At 44.6% G+C, this 20323-nt stretch carries 20 protein-coding genes and 1 pseudogene; 12 read left to right on the top strand and 9 right to left on the bottom strand.

What is annotated here, in order from left to right; all coding sequences use genetic code 11:
• Positions 1-41: 41 nt before the first annotated feature.
• The 4 genes from OCV20_RS11585 to OCV20_RS11570 form a co-directional block, all read right to left on the bottom strand.
• A complete protein-coding gene (locus OCV20_RS11585) occupies positions 42-509 on the bottom strand; it encodes a DUF3429 domain-containing protein (protein ID WP_086775045.1) in 468 nt (155 codons plus the stop codon).
• A complete protein-coding gene (locus OCV20_RS11580; RefSeq protein WP_086775044.1) occupies positions 506-1051 on the bottom strand; it encodes a glutathione peroxidase in 546 nt (181 codons plus the stop codon). Before OCV20_RS11580 ends, OCV20_RS11585 begins: the two co-directional genes overlap by 4 nt.
• A 104-nt stretch (positions 1052-1155) precedes the next feature.
• Entirely contained in the window at positions 1156-2475 is a 1320-nt protein-coding gene (locus tag OCV20_RS11575) for an ABC1 kinase family protein (protein WP_086775043.1), read from the bottom strand.
• Between the two features lie 221 nt (positions 2476-2696).
• Positions 2697-3083, bottom strand: coding sequence for a thiol-disulfide oxidoreductase DCC family protein (locus OCV20_RS11570; RefSeq protein ID WP_086775042.1), 387 nt, complete (start codon positions 3081-3083; stop codon positions 2697-2699).
• Positions 3084-3469: 386 nt separating this feature from the next.
• Between OCV20_RS11570 and OCV20_RS11565 the strand changes: the two genes are divergently transcribed.
• On the top strand, positions 3470-5260 hold the full coding sequence (locus tag OCV20_RS11565) for a hypothetical protein (RefSeq protein WP_086775041.1): 1791 nt from the start codon (positions 3470-3472) through the stop codon (positions 5258-5260).
• Between the two features lie 106 nt (positions 5261-5366).
• Here OCV20_RS11565 and OCV20_RS11560 read toward each other — a convergent pair whose 3' ends face one another.
• Positions 5367-6710, bottom strand: a complete 1344-nt coding sequence (locus OCV20_RS11560) for a sigma-54 interaction domain-containing protein (protein WP_086775040.1) — start codon at positions 6708-6710, stop codon at positions 5367-5369.
• A gap of 286 nt (positions 6711-6996) precedes the next feature.
• Here OCV20_RS11560 and OCV20_RS11555 point away from each other — a divergent pair, with 286 nt between their 5' ends.
• The 4 genes from OCV20_RS11555 to OCV20_RS11540 all read left to right on the top strand — a co-directional run bounded on the left by OCV20_RS11555 (position 6997) and on the right by OCV20_RS11540 (position 10950).
• Positions 6997-7554 carry a YceB family lipoprotein gene (locus OCV20_RS11555; protein ID WP_086775067.1) on the top strand — a complete coding sequence of 186 codons (558 nt, stop codon included), beginning with the start codon at positions 6997-6999 and terminating at the stop codon, positions 7552-7554.
• A 226-nt stretch (positions 7555-7780) separates the two neighbouring features.
• Entirely contained in the window at positions 7781-9343 is a 1563-nt protein-coding gene (locus OCV20_RS11550; protein WP_086775039.1) for a glutamate synthase-related protein, read from the top strand.
• A gap of 274 nt (positions 9344-9617) precedes the next feature.
• Positions 9618-10409, top strand: a complete 792-nt coding sequence (locus tag OCV20_RS11545; protein WP_086775038.1) for an arylamine N-acetyltransferase family protein — start codon at positions 9618-9620, stop codon at positions 10407-10409.
• 19 nt (positions 10410-10428) lie between these two features.
• Positions 10429-10950, top strand: coding sequence for an NADPH-dependent FMN reductase (locus OCV20_RS11540; RefSeq protein ID WP_086775037.1), 522 nt, complete (start codon positions 10429-10431; stop codon positions 10948-10950).
• Between the two features lie 110 nt (positions 10951-11060).
• On the opposite strand, the gene OCV20_RS11535 is transcribed toward OCV20_RS11540, so the two are convergent.
• Positions 11061-11873 carry an enoyl-CoA hydratase/isomerase family protein gene (locus OCV20_RS11535; protein WP_086775036.1) on the bottom strand — a complete coding sequence of 271 codons (813 nt, stop codon included), beginning with the start codon at positions 11871-11873 and terminating at the stop codon, positions 11061-11063.
• Between the two features lie 130 nt (positions 11874-12003).
• On the opposite strand from OCV20_RS11535, the gene OCV20_RS11530 reads away from it, so the two are divergent.
• Both OCV20_RS11530 and soxR read left to right on the top strand, forming a co-directional pair.
• Positions 12004-12963 carry a LysR family transcriptional regulator gene (locus tag OCV20_RS11530; protein ID WP_086775035.1) on the top strand — a complete coding sequence of 320 codons (960 nt, stop codon included), beginning with the start codon at positions 12004-12006 and terminating at the stop codon, positions 12961-12963.
• Between the two features lie 152 nt (positions 12964-13115).
• Positions 13116-13556, top strand: a complete 441-nt coding sequence (gene soxR / locus OCV20_RS11525) for a redox-sensitive transcriptional activator SoxR (protein WP_017087167.1) — start codon at positions 13116-13118, stop codon at positions 13554-13556.
• A 17-nt stretch (positions 13557-13573) separates the two neighbouring features.
• On the opposite strand, the gene OCV20_RS11520 is transcribed toward soxR, so the two are convergent.
• The gene (locus OCV20_RS11520; RefSeq protein WP_086775034.1) at positions 13574-14338 is read right to left on the bottom strand and encodes a carbohydrate deacetylase; all 765 of its coding nucleotides are present in this window, start codon (positions 14336-14338) and stop codon (positions 13574-13576) included.
• 249 nt (positions 14339-14587) lie between these two features.
• On the opposite strand from OCV20_RS11520, the gene OCV20_RS11515 reads away from it, so the two are divergent.
• From OCV20_RS11515 to OCV20_RS11505, 3 genes are all read left to right on the top strand, one after another.
• Positions 14588-15472: a LysR substrate-binding domain-containing protein gene (locus OCV20_RS11515; protein WP_086775033.1), complete on the top strand. Its 885-nt coding sequence runs from the start codon at positions 14588-14590 to the stop codon at positions 15470-15472.
• A gap of 76 nt (positions 15473-15548) precedes the next feature.
• Positions 15549-15929, top strand: coding sequence for a VOC family protein (locus OCV20_RS11510; RefSeq protein ID WP_048609300.1), 381 nt, complete (start codon positions 15549-15551; stop codon positions 15927-15929).
• Between the two features lie 136 nt (positions 15930-16065).
• A complete protein-coding gene (locus OCV20_RS11505; RefSeq protein WP_048616730.1) occupies positions 16066-16467 on the top strand; it encodes a globin family protein in 402 nt (133 codons plus the stop codon).
• Between the two features lie 62 nt (positions 16468-16529).
• Here OCV20_RS11505 and OCV20_RS11500 read toward each other — a convergent pair whose 3' ends face one another.
• A complete protein-coding gene (locus OCV20_RS11500) occupies positions 16530-17090 on the bottom strand; it encodes a hypothetical protein (protein WP_086775032.1) in 561 nt (186 codons plus the stop codon).
• 365 nt (positions 17091-17455) lie between these two features.
• On the bottom strand, positions 17456-18226 hold the full coding sequence (locus tag OCV20_RS11495) for a DUF481 domain-containing protein (RefSeq protein ID WP_086775031.1): 771 nt from the start codon (positions 18224-18226) through the stop codon (positions 17456-17458).
• Positions 18227-18365: 139 nt separating this feature from the next.
• On the opposite strand from OCV20_RS11495, the pseudogene OCV20_RS11490 reads away from it, so the two are divergent.
• Together OCV20_RS11490 and OCV20_RS11485 are read left to right on the top strand one after the other, a co-directional pair.
• Positions 18366-18750: pseudogene (locus tag OCV20_RS11490) on the top strand (DUF4345 domain-containing protein).
• A 9-nt stretch (positions 18751-18759) separates the two neighbouring features.
• Positions 18760-20262, top strand: coding sequence for an arylsulfatase (locus OCV20_RS11485; protein WP_086775030.1), 1503 nt, complete (start codon positions 18760-18762; stop codon positions 20260-20262).
• Positions 20263-20323 lie beyond the last annotated feature (61 nt).

The following is a 20323-nucleotide window of genomic DNA, read 5'->3' as shown; positions in this document are numbered from 1 at the left end:
TCCCGTTTCATTGTGTCTATTTAGATGCAGGTATCACGCGCTTAGGTCAACATCACGATACCGTGCATCAACACCACGCTAGAGGTCAGTCGGGTTCGCATATCAAAATAGCCATCGGGACCTTCACTTTGGTTCTCTTCTCTCATGGACCTTTCCGCTCGCCAAACCGCAATGTAGCCTAAGATCAGAATCAGTGTGGTGAGGAACTCTTGCTGCTCACCGAGTAGCACCGCTAGCCAGGCTGCCAACACAATAACATTGCTTAGAATCAGAGCCTTGTTGCTGGATTGGCTTTCGAAGTTCTCTATCCCATTGCCCCACAAAATGCCCGACAAAAAGCTCAAGATAACCACGCTGTAGGTGATGAAGAGCGTTTCGCCGCTCGAGCTAAAGAATTGGCTGTCGGTGAGTGATAACAGTAGGCCGAATAAAAAGGGGATTAAACCCATATAACCGAGCTTGGCCATAGTGTTTCGTGTTTGAGTTGTCTCCAAGTAATCTGACCTCATAACTGCTGCTCTATTGCATTTTTGAGGGTACTACTGGTTGGCGATGTAGAACTCGGGAAGGTTGCTATCACTTTGCCTTCTTTGCTGACCAAGAACTTGTAGAAATTCCATTTTGGTTTGATACCGGCTTGTTGTTGGATTTCGGCAAAGACTGGATTTGCGTTTGCCCCTGAGAGTGAAGCGCGCGCCATCATCGGAAAAGTCACACCATAATCTAGGTAGCAGATTTTAGCGGATTGCTCCTCACTTCCTCTGTCTTGGCGAAAATCATTGCTTGGGAAACCAACAACCGTGAACCCTTCATCTTTATAAGTTTGGTGAAGCTGCTCAAGTTGCTCGAACTGTGGCGTGAAACCGCATTGGCTTGCCGTATTTACAATCAATAAAGTCTTGCCTTGAAACTCTTCACACAGCTCAATTTCTTCGTTTGAATTTAACAGCCTTTGTTTGCCGTTGAGTATCTCAGGGCAGCTTGCTGAAAAAACGAATGAACTTGTTAGGCTCGCGATTAGGGCGGTGGAGCACAGCAGTGAATGTTTCATAAGTCTGACTCATTTTAGTTGGCGTAACTGTTATTACTGTTCAGCGACTTAAAATGATCACTTTAAAGACCAGAATCGCTTCAGTATCAGCTGTCGCTTGAGTGTCAATTGTCGCTTAGCAAATAGGGCTCCACCAAGCGCCTGATATTCACCTTTGCTCCAAGGCGAGATGCCAGCAGGTACATGCCTCCAATTTTTCGGTGGAGGAATAGGGCATCGGCTGGTGGTGTGTGCCAATACTCTTGTTCCATGCTCAATATGGTGCCTGCTTCACGAAGCCTTTGTGCTAAACCACTGGCTTTGAAGTCGTAATCTTCATCGACAAGCATGGGTTCACACGCCATAGTCACTAAGTTAAGAATGGCTTGGCGCTGGTCTGGGAGGATGGTCTCGCTAAAAAATCCAATTTGCTCTAGGGCTTTGTTTAACCCCTGCTCATCATGATTGACTACAGATGTGAAAGCCATGCGATAACTATCACTGAAGCGGGCGCTGTATTCACGGGTGGCACCGAAATCCAATAAGCCAATCTGTCGTGTTTGTTCCACATACAAGTAATTGGCGAAGTTGGGGTCGGTCTGCACCATCTTAAAATCGAACAATTCCCTGAACATGAGTTCGATCAAGCTGTGCATCACAAAATCTCGAGTACTCTGATCATAACCTTCAATTTGCTCTATCGAGATGCCCTCAATGAAGTCCATGGCGAGCACCGATTCTGATGAGATTTGCGTATGAATCTTAGGTACGACGAAGTGAGAGTGCTCTTTTAATGCATTTTGATAACGAGTCGCATAGTCAGCCTCACGAGCGTAGTCGGCTTCATAATGTAGTTGTTTTTTTGCCTCTTCTAGCAAGCCTTTGTAATCGACTGACTTTGGTATCAACCCTACGATATTGAGCAATGTACCAACGTTGTCCACATCACTGTCGATGCTTTTTCGAATGCCAGGGTATTGGACTTTGACGGCGAGTTTGTCTCCCGCATCGCTATAGGCTTGGTGAACCTGGCCTATAGATGCGCTGGCAATAGGTTTAAAGTTGAAGGAAAGGAATTCGGCTTTCCAATGGCTCCCGAGCGCGCTTTCTAACACTTGGTTGAGCTGCTTTGTTGGCAGAGGATCTGCGTCTGAGCGCAGGCGAGAAAGAATGTCGGCTAATTCAGGTTCTAAGACATCGCCTGCATCCATTGATAGCATCTGCCCCAGTTTCATTGCTGCACCGCGCAGGTGTGCAAGTTGATCGGTTAGACGAGCAATGTTTTGTGGCGTTAGCAGTAAGTCTTTTGCTTTAGGCCTGTTGCCTTGTGCTATTTGCTTGGTACCTTCCGTTAGCACATTACCCGCGACCCTTGTTGCCAGCGAGGCAAACTTACTGAATCTAGAAATTCGATGAGTGGGAAGGTTTCTCTCTTTTGCCGACATAAAGGTTCTCTCTGGGAATCAAGGTTCACTACAAAGTTCTATTAATCATTACCCAACCGAATGTTTTGTTGTGGTAACTTGTCTCGCGAAACAGTAAACAGAATTTAAAGGACAAAACATGAAGTTTATTTGGTTAAAAGTCGCGGTTACCGTTTTCGTTTTTGCCGCACTGTTTGGTGTGGTGTATTACAAAGTCGCAAGTGGTATGTCTTAACCAAGCGCTATTTTGTGCAGCTGTTACCATCGCAGCGCGACTTTCCGGTTAACCAGAACGAGACTTTATATCGGTTCTTGGCAAACCGAATATAACACCAGTCTGCCACTGGCTTGATTATCGCCCAACGTAAAGGGGCGTATAGCCAACCTTTTCCTACTAAGCGCCACGCTTGGTAGGTCACGTCTAAACCTAGCAGCAGTTTTCCCTTCTCATCCAGTGCATGCAAAATGGTGTTGGCTGCGTCGGCATCAATCTGTGGGTAGTCTGAAAAGACTTCACTGTAGATATCGATGGTTTGAATCTTATTCTCGGTATCATGCTTGGCAAGTGCCGCCATCTCTTTTGCGCACAATGGACATGTCCCATCGTAGAATATCGTAAGTTGTGTCATCGTCTGTTCACCTATCATTTCACGATCTGAACCTCCCGTTACCCGTCAATTCAACCGCTTGTTATTCAATAATCTAGCAATGGCTACGTGATTGTACCTTTTAAAGATCACTCTCCTCGTATCAAAGCTCTAAAGATGTCTGACTTAGACACTTTGTTCATCCTTCCAAGTCCTTGATTGTTTGGTCAAATCTCTGGTCTATGGACAAATGATAACAAAGCGTCCAATAAAGGTGTTCCGTCAATATATAAACATCAATCAAATCAATTAGTTGAACTTGGCTTGGAATATGCTCTATCGAACCTACGAATTGCTAAAGGATTTTCTCTAATTTGGGTAAGGCAGAAAACCCTAAAAGCATAAGTATGAACAAATGGAGAGAGAACATGAAGGTTATAAATTATTTACTTAGTGTGCTTTTGTTGTTTAGTAGCCCCCAATTGGCGTGGGCTACTGTTGATGTGATGGAACTTGATGGTAATGCGACCAGTGATAATAGTGGTATTGATTGGGACGATGTAAATGATCCCAACAGCATGGTTGGGATTGCAGAGTTTTTCGAAAAAGACCGTAACGGTATCGACCAAATCTTTTGGAAAGGTGGATCAAAAGATGATTCCGACATTACAAATTGGGCGTTCCGTACGGCGTCACCACAACCGAAAGATGACTTTACTAATGCGTATGCCGCTGCCTTTGAAAGCGAAGGCGATTTACTGATTTACTTTGGTGCAGACCGATATGCGAATAATGGTGATATGTACATTGGATTCTGGTTCCTACAAGACCAAGTAGGGTTACCGGATGGACAAACCAAAGGCGACTTTGTTGGGCAGCATGTCAATGGAGACATCCTTGTGTTGATTTCATTCCCACAAGCCAGTGGTGGTAATCCGTATATAGAAGTGTTGCAGTGGGATTTAAATAATGGTGATGTCACCGACAACATGACCAGACTGTTCCAGACGGCTGGAGACCCTAAATCGAATGATTTCGTTGGTGCAAGATGTGGCAGTGGCGCAGTCGGTGTCGATAAGATATGTGCGATTGCAAATGATGACTCTATCGGGGCAATACCGCTACCTAATGTACAAGGTTGGGACTACCTCGCGAAAACGGGTGAAACAACCTCTATTCCGACAGAGAGCTTTGTTGAAGGACGTCTGAATTTATCTGCGTTGTTGAACGATGAGTTTGGTATTGAAGATATTCCATGTTTCAGTAGCTTCTTAGTTGAGTCACGAGCTTCTCGTTCGATTGATGCATCTTTGGCTGACTTCGTTGTCGGTTCATTCAGTTTATGTAGCATCAGCATAGCGGCGACTTGTAACACAACCAGCTTTACGGTTGATGGCATGTTTAACATCGATTACACCGTGATGGTAACCAATACTGGTCCAGGTTCGTTAGGCACCAATGGTGATTACGAAGTGGCCTTTTTATCGGAGTCACCAATCTTAGGCGCGCTTCCAGTGGTTGGTAATGGTGATGAAGTGTGGAGTGTCGGTGAGTCATTCTCATTCATGGGTAATTACTTGTCTGTAAATAATGGTGCTGTCGGTGTCATAGATGGTTCGGTGGATCTTGATGGGCTTATCGTGAATGCTCAAGCTCCCGTGGCCTACAATTGTCCACCAATAGACTTGAGCCCGATGGTTGAGATTTCTAAGGTGTGTAATAGCTTCTTAGAGGTTGATGGCGGTCAAGTTGTGCTTAAGAAAACCTATGATGTTGAAATATGTAATACCGGTGATATCCCATTGGCCATTGAATCGCTGGTGGATTCTAAGGATGACTCTTTGAGCCGTTCTGATTTACCTACTGAAGTAGTCAACAGCAGTTATTACCTCGACTTTGCTTTACCTTGTGATGATCTTGAGGATGTGACCACATGTGGTGCTGGCAATATGTGTAGTGCATTAAGTGCCGACCCTGAGCTCTTTGCTTGTAAAACGGGTGAAGGAGAGTGGATACCGAACTTTGGTGATGCGATTGGTCAAGTGTGTACACAAGTAAGTAAAACTTATGCACCAAATGTGTTACCAACCGGAACTGCAGGGATGCTATCTAATCAAGTGACAGCAACGTTTGACTCGCTGTTCTTGCAAGAAGCATTTATGGAAACATCCAACATTGCAACCTGTGATGTTTGTCCATTTACTGTTCCTGAGCCATAAGCACTTTCATTAATTGAGTACAACTAAACTCTAAAGCAGCCTAATTCGTTAGGCTGCTTTATTAGTTATTTAGTTATTTAGTTATTTAGTTAGCTAGATAGGCGACTTAAATTACTATCTGATGTTTTTTAATCAGCTTGTACAAGGTTGTCCGAGAAATAGACAACGCTTTAGCAGATTGGGAAATATTGTAGTGGTGTTGCTGAATCACTCGACGAACATTTTTTGAAGAAAGTCGAGTGCCACTCTCAGTATCGGGCGACGCGTCTTTTAATTGAATCCCCATATGACGGGTAGAGAGGGCGCTTGAGTTAGAAAGAACAATCGCTCTTTTTATGCAGTTAAATAATTCTCTGACATTGCCCGGCCAATGGTACTGTTTCATTTGCTCAAGGGTGTCACTAGGCAGTTTGGTTTTGGATGCGTAATTGTGCTTCAGTTCAAATCGAACCAAATCTTCAATGTCTTCTTTGTGATCATTGAGTGGTACTAGATCTAATGGAAGTACATTGATGCGATGAAAGAGATCCTTTCGAAATTTACCCGCAGCAACGGCTTGTTCGATATTGACGTTGGTGGCGAAAATTACACGGCAATCTACGGGCAATTGGTTATTACTGCCGAGTCGTTCTATCGAACTATTTTCAAGAAAGTGGAGCAGGTAAGTTTGTAGTGAGAGCTCAAGGTCGCCGATCTCATCCAAAAATAGTGTGCCACCATTCGCTTTTTCCACATGTCCGACGTAGCGTTTGTTTGCACCCGTGAACGAGCCTTTTTCAAAGCCAAATAACTCTGAGTGAATCAGGGATTGTGGAATTGCGCCACAATTTACAGCGATGAAAGGTTTTTGACTGCGGGCTGAGGCCTCATGTATTAAACGCGCGCATAGGCTTTTTCCAGTTCCGGTTTCCCCTTGAATCAGCACTGGAAAATCGTTGTTAGCGATCTTGGCTATCTTCTTTTTAAGTTGTTGGATGGTTCTGGATTGCCCTACCAATTGACATTCATGGCACGAGGCTAGCTTAGGTTTAGTTTGCTTGGTGTCGACCATGCCATACGCATGCCCTAAATTTCGACAAAGCCATTCTGTATCAATAGGTAGGTGGTAATAATCCCAAAAGGTTTGCTTAATGAGCGATAAGTTGCGGCTTGGTGGTTGGTTGCAGATAGCGATTGCTTTTAAACTTGGAGAGTGAACCTTTAACGCTGATATTTGCTCACACTGTTTGTCGATTGAGGATGATGTTAGACAAGAAACGACAATTGGTGCGTAGCTTTCGCCGCGTCTATCAAGTAAGTGAATGGCCTGTTCGGTCGTTTCTGCAACTTGAGCTTCCCAGTTATGGAGACGCAGCTCTCCTACCCACTGACTATGGTGCAGGCATGCGGTGTTGCATAACAGAATCACAGAACGAGTTATTGGCTCAGGTGATACTCTTTTTGATGGCATTGTGCTCACTCTTCATGTTTCGACTCCATGATGAAACCTTCAGTAAGCCCCCTAAATATCCATAAGCTTAGAAGCAAAATTCAATTAATTCGAGCACACAAATCTGATGGCGTTTGGCTGACAAGTGTCATTATCTCAAGCGGGAAAGCTAATCTGGTGCTTTACTTACTGATATTTATGCTTATTAATTAAAGGTATTCACGAATATCGTGTCTTTACTGTTTTGTTTATGGATGACCACACAGTAAACTCCGCGCTAATCACTAACGATAAAGAGCTGATATTGATGATAATTAACGTAGCAAAAAAGTTCATTTTAGCAGCTTCTGCACTGATGCTAGGCGGTTGTGTGAGCTACAGCGTGACTGAGCAAGAAATGACGAACTACCTGCAAGATTCGGTGATGTTAGAGCAAGAAGTGGGTGTACAAAACGTTATGTATGCGCAAGTGGCGGTTGATGACTTAGCGGTGCAAATTGGTCGAGCTGATGCCGAGCGTGTGTCTGTTTTGGCGAATACCAATGCAAAGGTTCAAGTGTTTAACATGCCAAACATGGGGCTAGATCTGGATATCGAATTCAGCGCGATTCCCGAATACGACAAAGAGAGTGGTGAGGTCTACTTAAAATCTCTGCGTCTTGAGCGCTTTGAGGAGAAGGGAAAGCAGCTTTCTCCTGAAATAGAGAAGTTACTTAAGCCTGCCGTTTCTATGATTGGTTTTGCGTTGTCTCAGTCACCGGTTTACAAATTGGATAGCAATAAGGTTCAAGAGTCATTGATCAAGTCATCGGAACCTAATCTAGTGATTAAAGACAACAAGCTGGTCATCGAGTTATTTGATTAACCCTTCCCGTTTAGCTTGGAATCAGATTTAAAACACAATGGCTGCCGATTTGGTGGCCATTTTTGTTTGTGTTGAACAAGCAATACTTCTGTTTTTAGGCTGTCTTTTAAGCTTGTTTTCTCTGGCTCATTTATTGAATTAGCCGCGTATCTCACCTTTACTTTACTCTTGTGAGCAAGTCATCGCTTCAGTCATCAAATCATAAGAAAGAAAAGGTGAACGAACTATGAAGAATCCAGTAATAGCGGATAACAAACCCGTTAAGGTCGAGCTAACCGAAGGCGAGGAGTATTACTTCTGTACCTGTGGCAAATCGAAAAACCAACCGTTTTGTGATGGTTCTCATGCAGGAACGGGCTTCAAACCGAAGAGTTTCGTGGCCGAGGAAACCCGCGACGCTTACCTGTGCCGCTGTAAGTATTCGAATAATCTCCCTTTTTGTGATGGCACCCATAAACAGTTTACGGCTGAGCAAGTGGGTCAAGAAGGCCCCGATGTTCATATCCAAGCGGCAACGCCCGATCTCTCACCGGCGGCTTCTGCAACCAAAGAAGAGCCCACGGTCGAGTTCATTCATCAATTAGCACGAGATGGCTTATCCAAAGTGGGTCACCATGGACCAATGACTTCAATGGGTGTCCCAAGATATCTATTACCTCACTGGGATGATATTCAAGTGATGGTTGCACAAATGGCGACCAAACCGTTATTGGAAAACGTGCCCGTCGGTACTGAGCTTATTATTGGGCCAAAAGCGAAAAAGCCGCTTAAATTGAACATCTCTTTATTTGTGTCTGATATGAGTTTTGGGTCGTTATCTGAAGAAGCGAAAATCTCTTTAGCGACAGGTGCGGAGCTTGCGGGGACGGGAATTTGCTCGGGTGAGGGCGGAATGTTACCCGAAGAGCAAGCGGCGAACTCACGTTACTTTTATGAATTAGCTAGCGCACAATTTGGTTACGACGAATCTAAGCTCAAAAATGTCCAAGCCTTCCATTTTAAAGGTGGGCAGGGTGCTAAAACCGGAACAGGCGGTCACCTACCGGGTGCGAAGAACATTGGCAAGATAGCCGAGGTGCGTGGCATTGAAGCGGGTACCGCCGCGATTTCACCACCCACCTTTGTTGATCTAAAAACCGTCGAGGATTTCAAAAATTTCGCCGACCGAGTTCGAGAAGTGACGGGCGGTATCCCAATAGGGTTCAAGTTGAGTGCCAATCATATTGAAGAGGATATTCAGTTTGCGCTTGATGCCAGTGCCGATTACATCATTTTGGATGGTCGAGGCGGTGGTACTGGGGCGGCGCCAGAAATGTTCCGTGACCATATTAGTGTGCCGACCATTCCAGCGCTTGGTCGTGCCAGAGCCTATCTAGACAAGCAAGGCGTAAGTGACAGAGTCACCTTAATCATTACCGGTGGGCTTCGTGTTCCAATGGACTTCGTAAAAGCGATGGCGCTTGGTGCAGATGGTGTCGCTATCTCGAACAGTGCCATGCAGTCGATAGGTTGTGTTGCTGCCCGTATGTGTAACACCAATAATTGCCCGGCGGGCATAGCGACTCAAAAAGCCGATTTACGCCAACGGTTAAATGTCGAGAAGGCATCGAATCAATTAAAGAACTTTTTCGAAGCCTCGACGGAGTTGATGCAAGTGATGGCGAGAGCGTGCGGTCATGATCATTTGAATCAGTTTAATCCTCACGATTTGGCAACGTGGAATCGCGAAATGGCCGAGCTATCTGGAGTCGCTTACTCAGGTGTCAGTTCACTAAATCAACTTAAGTAAATAGTATTTCGATAAAGCACACTCACTGTATTTTGGGTGTGCTTATTTTTATCTGTGCAATGCCAGTCTATGTTTAACCTTTCGTAATCAACTGCTTTATAAGTATTTTTAAATTATTTCCTATTTTTTGAAAATATCGCTTTACCTCAAGTTAACTTGAGGTTCTATCATCATCCCCAATCTAAAAACATAAACAATCACCTTGTCATTTTTGAGCGTTGTTAGCTTGGAAGACGTCAGTCATTAGGTGATGAAAACAAATCAGGGGTTAGGTATGGAACAGCGTCAAATCACCGAATATTTTTCAAGAATTGGTTTATCTCAACCAAGCGATACCACAATCGAAAACCTAATAGCGATCCATAAGCATCAACACCGAACCATTCCGTTCGAGAATTTTGATGTGGTTCAGGGGCTGCCTATTCAACTGTCTCAAGAGGCATTGCATGAAAAGCTGGTGGTTAATCAGCGAGGTGGTTATTGCCAAGAACTTAATGGGTTGTTGTTGAATGTGTTAACCCATATGGGCTTTGAAGCGAGAGCCTTGCTTGGTCGAGTACACCTAGCAGGAGAGCCTACAGGGCGTAGCCATCGAGTGACATTGGTGACGATTGAAGGCAAACAGTGGCTGGTGGATACGGGCTTTGGCACCTTTACCCCTCGTGCTCCATTGCTGATTGAAACCAATATTGAGCAGTCTAATGACTTACAAACTTTTCGTTTTATCGAAGATGAACGATATGGCTTCTTACTGCAGATAAAGCAGGGTGAAGAGTGGATGAGCGTGTACAGCCTAGACATGACGTATGTGGGTGCCAACGACCTAGAGTCGAGCAACTTCTTCACTTCAAACAGTCCGAAATCCATTTTCACATCAAACTGTATTGCGGCACTGCCGATTGAAGGTGGGATTGTCACGCTGCTTAACCAGAAAATTAAAATTAGCAAAAATGGCTCAACAGAGGAATGGCTACTTGAAGACGAGCCTACGTACCTTGCTGCATTACAAACGTACTTTGGTTTAGCGCCAAATGTGCCTTTTCAAACTTTAGAGAAATGTTTCTAACCATATTCGAGGATCAACAATGAAAGTATTAGTAATTGGCGCGACCAACAGTAAAGCATCGATTAACCAACAATTGGCAGCGTACACCGCAAGCTTAGTTGAGGGCGCACAAGTAGAGGTGCTCGATCTTAATGATTTCGAGATGCCCATTTACAGTGAAGACAGAGAAAAAGAGTCCGGTGTTCACCAACACGCGCAACGCTTTTTTAGCAAGATTGGCGAAGCAGATGCTATTGTCATCTCTTTTGCAGAGTACAACGGTTCATACACCGCAGCCTTTAAGAATGTGTTTGATTGGACATCACGAATCGACATGAAAGTGTATCAAGGCAAACCTGTTGTGATGCTCTCCACATCACCAGGCCCAGGCGGCGCAAGCTCTGTGTTGTCGTCTGCGGTAAATTCGGCACCTTATTTTGATGCTGATGTGAAGGGCTCGATGTCGATACCAAGTTTCTACGACAACTTTAATGTAGAAACGGGTGAGATCATCAATGCCGAAATAGCCGAGAGCCTGAAATCGATCATGAGTCAGATTTAGCTGTTTTAGTGAGTGAGATAATTACTACATCGGTGCGCAGATAAATAGATAAATAAATAGTTAGATACATCAATGGCCATCAAGCGATGGCCATTTAATTGCGTCATTGTCTATTGTGATAACTCTGCTGCGGTGTCAACGAAGATACCTTGAATGTCTTTCGCTTCACGCTCAGTTTGACCACCGTGTTTTAGAAACGCACCGATAATTGCTGCGGTTTTTTGCTCTTTTGCGCGCTCTAAGAAGTAACGCAATTCTAGTTCAGCGCCCGCTTGTTCATCTTTGATTGAGGCTGCGATGATCTCTTTGTACATCACGATATCACGTACTTCTAATTGACTGATCACACCGAGTGTCGCTGCTAAGAAATCCTCTAGCTCAGCCTTCGGTACGAACTGCGTAATGATGTTACGGTGTTCTGCTTGTTGAGCCGTAAAGTCGTTGCCAAGCAACAAAGCTTGTAGCGCTTTGTTTTTGCCCATGCGTCTGGCAAATTGCACAGCGCCTTGGCCACCCGTTGGGATGTTTACATGAATTTCTGGTTGTGCGAACGCTGAGTTTTCAGTGCCGTAAGCAAGGTCACACGCCATCACAAACTCATTACCGCCCCCACGAGCTACGCCATCAACCACCGCGACAGAGACTTGTTTCATCGCTTTAATGTTCTCAATCATATGGTTGAATTCAATCGAACCGGCTTGTCCAGCTTGTGTACCGTTGATCACATTGAGATCTAGGTGAGCCAGAAAGAAGCTCTCATGTAATGATTTAAAGACCACAACCTTAGTATCACGATCATCTTTCAATGAAAGTACAAAGGCATTGATCTCGTTGATCAAGTCGAAAGTCAGCACGTTCACTGGTGGGTTGTTGATTGATACCGTTGCGATGCCATTTTGGTTAGTCACAGATAGTAGTGTCATGGGGTGTTCCTCTATTAGGTCGGGACTGAATGTTGTCTCCGTTATGTGCAGCTACTATAGATTTGTAATAAGATGAGAAAAATAGTCATATTGGCACTTAATTGGTGCTTTAAATGCAATAAAGGGCGTTATGGATATATCGAGTCGTTTATTATTGTTACTTGAAGTGGTTGAGCTGGGTTCGTTTGTCAAAGTGGCGGAGCAAAGAAACGTCGACCGTTCTGTTATCTCTAAACAGATCAGCCGTCTTGAAGAAGAGCTGGATGTTCGATTACTCAATCGCACCACTCGTTCGTTATCTCTGACAGCTGCAGGCAATGAGATGGTCAATCAAGCGCATCAGCTTCGTGCGCTGTTGAACGATACTCGACGTTTGGCGCAAAACTACCATGCAGAGCCTAGAGGGTTATTAAGAATCACCAGCTCTACCATGTTCGGTCGACAATATGTTCAGCAGGCGATTGCGGTTTTCCAGAAGCAGTATCCAGATGTTGATTTTGAATTGAGACTCGAAGACCGAATCGTCGATATGGTTAAAGAAGGGTTTGATATTGGTTTCCGTATTGGTAAGCCCAAAAACTCTAGCTTAATCAGCCGTAAGATAGCCAGAAGTCGATTGTTGATTGTTGCTTCACCTGAGTTCATTGCTCAGCATGGCGAGATCAACACCATCGAAAAATTAGAGTCATTACCTGCGACTATTTATGCCGCTCCGGGTTTGTTAATCGATAAGTTTTCTTATGTCGATCAAGAGGGGCAAGCGCAGCATTTTCAGCTTAATGCCGCTTATAAAGTGAATGATGTTGAGATGATTTCCAAGAGCGCGCTAACTGGTAGTACTCTCGCGGTTGTCACGGCGCAGATGATTGAAGATGAAGTACTCAGTGGTGAGTTGGTGCCTATAATGACTCACTTAAACTTGGATGACTTTGGCACTTTCTATGCGGTGTACCCACATCGAGATGCACCTATAAAAACCAAGCTCTTCATTGATACATTGAAAACCATTGTCGGTGAAGATAAACCCGTGTGGGAGCAAGGCATTCCCGGGTTTGATGACATGTATGGTAATCAGAGAAAAAAATCATAGCTCTGAGAATCAATACGTTAGGTTGCTTTGTCGCTCGTATTTTGTAACCTAACCCAAATCTTAATTTGAGCTCAAACTTCAAGTTAAAGTGAACTCTATTATACTGTTCATTATCAGGATGAAACGGCTATTCAAACAGGAAGTGAAAGACCATGAGAAACATCGTATACCTCAGCATCGGCCAATTGGCAGAGCGCAGTGGCGTGGCTCCTTCGGCCTTACGTTTTTACGAAACCAAGGGGTTGATTGCTTCGATTCGTACTAACGGAAATCAGCGCCGTTATCAGTCGGCGATGTTGAGACGAATTGCGTTGATCCAAGTGGCGCAGTCGATAGGCTTCACGCTGGAAGAGATCACCGAAGAATTATCGACACTGCCGATGAACCATACCGCGACTAAGCGAGACTGGGAGCGCGTTGCTAAGAAGTGGCAGGGGCAACTCGATAGCAAAATGGCGCAGATTAAATCGCTACAAGAGAACTTAACAGGCTGTATCGGTTGCGGGTGTTTGAGTATGCAGAAATGCCACTTGTTGAACCCTGAAGATATTCTGCATGACCAAGGGCAGGGCGCACAACGGATCGTTGAGTAGCCCTGAATTAATGTATCTTATCTGAGATCGTCGAATCCAATGCACTCTATCTGATGGTCAGCTAGCCAATGTTTTAGCTCTGGGCTAGTGAGAAGTTGATGCTCTTCGACGCGTTTATCGCTGTAGCTTGATAGGGACTTAAGCTGTTCACTTGCCACTGATGAAGGGTGGCACATTAACTCAAGCACACCGTCAGGCATCATAGTTTGGTAGCTCAGTAATAAATCTTGCAGGCCATTCAGTGATACGCCTTCGTCAAAGAAACGCATGTCGAAAGCATCTGGCGTTGGCACTCGCAGTGCATCTTGGCCACTCAAGATGTTATCGATTCGTCTAACAGGCAGACCAATGCGATTCACTGTGCGGGTAAACGCTGCTTTTAGAGGTTTAAATACACCACCAAAGTGATGGCTGTCGATATGGTTAATCTTTAAGCCTGCATCGAGGGCGGCTTGATATTGCGCGTTGAGCTCGAGCATCACCTCACCTTCATTCACATCTGATTTATCGAACAGATTAACGTTGCTAAAGAAGTGGCCGTGTTCGTCGACTAAGCTCGGCACTAACTCTGGTGACGTCAGTGGTTTGCCTGCGGTGACTGTAAAGTGCAAGCCAACTTCAGGGACTAAACCTTGATGATAGAGCTCAATCGCGTGCTGTGTACCCGGTTGATTCATCATGATGGTGGTCGACTTAACCAGACCCGCCTTAAAGCAGTCGACGATGCCGTGGTTCACGCTTTCAGTGAGGCCGAAATCATCGGCGTTGAGTATCAATTTCATCATGACCTCTTATTAAAAGATTTGGATTCAATATCTTGAATGAGCTCTGCTATCACTGAGCTTATTAGCTGTTATCACCGAGCTCTGGGGTGTAACTTGAGCCACCACCAATCACGGTTACTTTGAGTTTTTGATTCTGTTGCATGCTGTTCACCATTCAATGTTGTAGATTACTTGGTTTAATTTATATGATGGTCACATACACCGACAAACCAGTTATGACGACTTATGAATTAGTGGGGTTAATGCATGGGGCTATTCGAAAATCGCCAACAAACGCTGTCACTGCTGCACACCTTTAGTGTTGCGGCTAAACATTTAAGTTTTACACTTGCCGCCGACGAGCTCTTCCTAACTCAGGGAGGGGTTAGCCATCGCATTAAAAAACTCGAACAACAATTGAAGTTCAATCTGTTTGTGCGCAAGACAAGAAAGCTCGAACTGACGCCAGAAGGTCAGCGCGTGTTATCCATGTTGAATGTCTCGTTTGAGTCTATCTTTTCCGAACTCATGGATATTCAAACGGGTGAGCTAAGTGGGGAGCTGTACATCGCGACATCGCCTTATTTCGCTTCATCATGGTTAATGCCGCGTTTGCCAGAATTTAGACGCTTGTATCCGAATCTAAGCATCAAACTGCAAACCAAACAGAGCCAGTCAGGCTTCCAGTTTGAACCTTATGACGTGGCAATTTTCTATAGCGAAGGCCATTACCCAAACCATTACAGTGAGCGATTATTCAGTGGAGTAAGAACCCCTGTGTGCAGCCCTGAATACGCGAAACGCTTCAAACTAGACCTAGGCATTCAACACTTAGACGATGTTCGTTTCATTCACAGTGGCGATATCACTGCCTGGCAACGTTGGTTGTATGAAGCTCAAAGTGATACCAACTGCGCACTTCAGTGTGACTATTACAGCGATAACCGCTTGGCGATGGATGCGGCGATATTATCGATGGGGCTAGCACTAGGGCGGTTAGAGTTTATGACGCCGCAGATTGAACAAGGCTTATTGGTCGCGCCTCTTATGAGCATTGAATCGGGCAAAGGGTATGATTTAGTGTGTCCGAAAGGCATGGAACAGCGAACTAAGTTTCAGGTGTTTGCTCAATGGGTTAAGCAACAGTTGTGAACGAATAGCGTGCCTAGACAAACACGAATTATAGGTCTAGTTTAGGTGGTTCTTTCAATAAAAGAAGAGGTTAGTTATGTTCAGCCATGTTTTTCTCGGTACTGAAGATATTGAACGCGCGAAGGCTTTTTATGACCCAATCATGAAAGTGCTTGGTTATAGCGAAGGTTCTGTTGATCCTAAAGGGCGCTGTGTTTACGTTAGCCAAACGGGCGTGTTGGGCTTAACAAAGCCGATTGATGGTCAGCCTGCGACTCACGGCAACGGCATGACGGTGGGTTTTCTTGCGTCTTCTCCTGAAGTTGTAGATGAGTGGCATCGGGTTGGCGTCGAGAATGGCGGTACCAGCATTGAAAATGGCCCCGGAGCGAGAGGTTCTGATGAGCGTCGCTTGTACATGGCTTATTTGCGAGATCCTGATGGAAACAAGATCTGCGCAACTCACTTTATGCCGTAGTTCGCCTTATGCTATCGTTCATTATATGCCACAGTGGCGTATACTTAGATCATGTTGATGGTTCGGAGTTGGCGAAGTCGCGGCTCTGAACTTGTTAGCTTCCCGAAGACTCAAAATTTTGCAAAGGACTGGCTAGATGAAACCGAATGAACTGTTTTATGAAAGCTTTGAGCGCTGCCGGATTGACCAAGAATTTCTCGAAACGTTTTTGGCGGATTTTTGCGAGCATAATCCAAGGTTTTCAGAACGTTTTGAAAAGATAGGGTTAGAGCAACAAACCAAGATGCTTAAAGCCTCGATCATTCTTATCTATAACTCTGCTGGTCTACCGAGCGTACGAAACTCGGTGAAAAAGCTTGGGAAGCGACATAAAGATTTAGGAATGGATATCTCTGAGCAAGAGCTCAACGAGTGGTTCAATTCGTTACTTAATACGGTTAAAAAATACGATCCTCACTATGATGAAAGCGTTGAACAAGCATGGACAGAAACGCTCGAAGCCGGCTTAACTATCATGAAGAAAGAGTGCGTAGTCTGAATCAAAATGTGTAACGAAGTAAGCCTCGTCTAACGAGAGGCTTACTCATTTTTTCTACTCAATTAAAAGGTAAAGCCTGCTTGGATACTTAGTGCCGACTCAGTGGTATACCAACCAGTACTTCCTCCGAACTCATACCAATCAAATCCAGCTCGAGTCACAAACTTGGAGTGGCCGAAAACTGGTTTTAGTGACTTATATTCTGCGCCGATACCGTAAGTTAAGCCAAGATCACCATGGGACCCTTTGTGGACTTCATTATTATCGCTAGATAGGAACACCAATTTGGTATCTGAGTGTGCGTAAAAAGCGCCCGCCTTACCATAAACAGCGAAGTTTTCGCTGAAGCTGTGCTTATACATAGGTGTTAATGAAAGCATTAAAGAATCGAACTCTTGCTCTGTTTTAAGATCTTTTTCATCAGTGCTGATAACAAGCAACGTTGATTCAACATACCAGTTGCTTTGCATGACTTGGCTACCAAATGTGAATTGACCACCGACATCGCCATCATCCATCCCGAAACCGCCTAGTGCGTACATTTCATTTGATGCAAAAGCTGAAGTTGATGCGATGCCGGTAACTGAGGCAATCGTAAGAGCCGCTAAGATTAATTTTTTCATTGTTTCCACTCTGGTTTGTAAATTTCGGGAGAGGATTCTAGCGATATTTTTAAAATAAAAAACACTGTTCGAATGGGGCGGGAAGGATTAAATGAAGATTAAATATCTCAAGATATAAACCTGTATTTCTATGATCTAAAATTACAATTTTTTAGATAGATGAAATGAACGATGTGCAGGCGTTACTCTATGATTTTATGGGTTTTCTTTGAGGGAGGGCGGTGTATGTTTCACGAAGAAAAACCTCTGGCGACAGAGGTCATCGCCAGAGATCAGAATCATTTGAGGATTACGTTTTAATAGAAATTAAATCCAAATGTGCAATATTGGGTTGGCCTAGGTTCTAACACGTTACGAGAATCGGATTAAAAGTGAGCAGCCCAACCAATCAGGAACCCTTGCGATGCGGTATCGTATTCAAAGGTGCCCTTGTTTTCGTAATCAACCCAAGTGGATTTGTAGGCAACATTTAAGTCAGACCAACTGTTTATCTGGTATCGCACGCCAGTTAACAGAGATGAAGTAAAGTTGGTGTCACTGCCAAGCCCTGCATCAATGGTTGCGTGAAACTTCCAATCCTTATTGATCTGCGTTATCCATCTCACACCTATTTGGTAATCTATCCAATCTTCATCGAGTGATCGGTCTGTACTTAGCTTGCCACCTGAACCGTAAAGCTTGGCATCAATGTCGTTATCCCACCAACGAAGCCCAAACAGATAATCAATCGTGCCAAAATCGTATTGGTAGCGCTTAAACCCCTTCACATCTAAAACACCTTGTCGGATATCAAGATTGCCTTTTAATACCTCTAGGTTGCTACCTAACACTGAGTTTGTTTTTCCGCTTAACTTCATGAAGCTGTAGTCAATGTAATAGCCCCATTGATTGTCATAGATACCCTCTAAGCGCACCATTGCGGTCATATCAAGATGATCCATGATGAATGCAGGATCAACATCGACATCAGCAGATAAATCACTAATGGTGCTGTCTCCGCGGATGTTGAGTGCAAGCGCGTAAATTTCGAAGCTATGTTGCCACTTTTTTGTATCCGCTTGTGCACTTGCTTCCTGAGCATTTACGGTTGAACTTGCAGCCAATGCTGATGCGAGTAGGTAACGCCATTTAGCCATATTGATATCCTTATCTTCGATGTGAAATAGCACGAATGTGAATGTGTGTTTTAACTATCCATTTTTCACATATGCAACTTGTATATCGCTGATTGTAGACTATGTTTTTTGAAAAGAGCCAAATTAAAAGAGTAAGGATATGAAGCCACAAAGCATTTTTTTGTTCGTCGCTGTTTTGGGTTTAACACCGATTGCGTTGTCGTACGGTTATGCCCCCGTTGTCTCCCTTGATTATCTTTTCGGAATTGATGCTAGCCCTATCAATGTCACTCATATCTTTCGTGCCGTGATGGGGTTGTACTTAGCGTTGGCTCTGTTTTGGATAGCAGGGGCGTTACTAAAGAAATACCGACTGCCAGCACTCTACAGTTTGGTGGTTTTCATGTTGGGTTTGGCTGCCGGTCGAGTCATTAGCTTGTTGATAGATGGCATGCCTCACTGGCTACTTGTCGTCTATCTACTATTGGAGCTTGGCTTTGGTAGGAATAAAAATGGTTCACAAAGAGCAATCTGAAACAGTATAAGGACATTCTATGAAAAGGATTTTCCACCTTGTTGTGATGAGTGTGTTGAGTAGCTTTTCGCTATCGGCATGGTCAGCACAAGAGCAACCGAATATTTTTGTTATCTTCACGGATGATATTGGGATATCAAACCTGAGTGCTTATCACAATGGTGTGATGAGTAGTGAAACACCGAACATCGATAGTATTGCTGAAAAGGGCATGCTCCTGACCGATTATTACGCTCAGCCTTCTTGTACGGCAGGTCGCTCTGCATTCTTAACGGGTCAACTTCCTGTGCGAACCGGCATGCACTCTGTTGGATTGCCAGGTGGCCCAGTGGGTTTAAGTGCTGACACACCAACGCTTCCTGAAATCCTTAAAACCATGGGTTATGTGACGGGTCAGTTTGGCAAAAACCACCTCGGTGACCGAGATGAATTCCTACCGACAATGCATGGTTTTGATGAGTATTGGGGTTGGTTGTATCACTTGAATGCAATGGAATACACAGAAGATCCTGATTGGCCAAAAGATGGCTCTTTGGATGCGTTTGCACCTCGTAATGTGATTTACGCAAGATCAGACGGTAAAGGTGGTCAAACGATCGAAGACGATGGTGCATTGTCGATCGAGCGTATGCGTACCCTCGATGACGAAGTGAATAAACACGCGATCAACTTCATCGAAAGGGCGGTTGAAGCGGATAAGCCCTTCTTCACTTGGTACTGTCCATCACGTGGTCACGTTTGGACGCATCTTTCACCTGAATACGAAGCGATGCTTGGCCAAAATGGTTGGGGGCTTCAAGAAGTGGTCATGAAAGATCTTGATGATCATGTCGGTGAGATGATGGCGAAAATGGAAGAGCTCGGTATTGCCGACAATACCATCATCATTTTCACTGCCGATAACGGCCCGGAGATCATGACTTGGCCTGATGGCGGTATGACACCTTATCACGGTGAGAAAGGGACAACTTGGGAAGGTGGCGTAAGAGCCCCTGCATTGGTCAGCTGGCCGGGTAAAATCCCAGCGGGTACAGTGGGCAATGGCATCTTTGATGGTATGGACTGGTTACCAACTCTGGTTGCTGCGGCTGGTGGTCCAACGGATCTAAAAGAGAAACTGCTGAAAGGTCACGATGGCTTTAAAGCGCACCTTGATGGTTACAACCAAGTGGATATGCTGACTGAGAAAGGCGAGTCAAACCGTAAAGAGATCTACTACTACGAACGAGATCAGCTGCAAGCGGTTCGTGTTGGTGATTGGAAGGCGCACTTCATCGTGCAAAATCACGGTTGGAGTGGTCCTAAAGAAGCGCTAAACGCACCATTACTGTTTAACTTACGTCGTGACCCATACGAGCGAGCGGCAGAAGAGTCGGGCATGTACCTAAAATGGATGGGACAAAAAATGTGGGCATTTGGTCCTGCACAAGCGGCTGTCCAACAACATCTAGCAACTTTTCAAGAGTGGCCTCCAGTAACGCCTGATTCTCCGGCTGAGAAAACCGGTGGTGTAGGTAACTAGTTAAATATCATAAAAAATCCCGCTCACACTGAGCGGGATTTTTATTTGAATGCGTCTTAAC

Source organism: Vibrio coralliirubri, assembly GCF_024347375.1.
Taxonomy (GTDB): domain Bacteria; phylum Pseudomonadota; class Gammaproteobacteria; order Enterobacterales; family Vibrionaceae; genus Vibrio; species Vibrio coralliirubri.
Note: the sequence above shows the minus strand (reverse complement) of the source record. Positions and strands in the feature narration are given on the sequence as shown.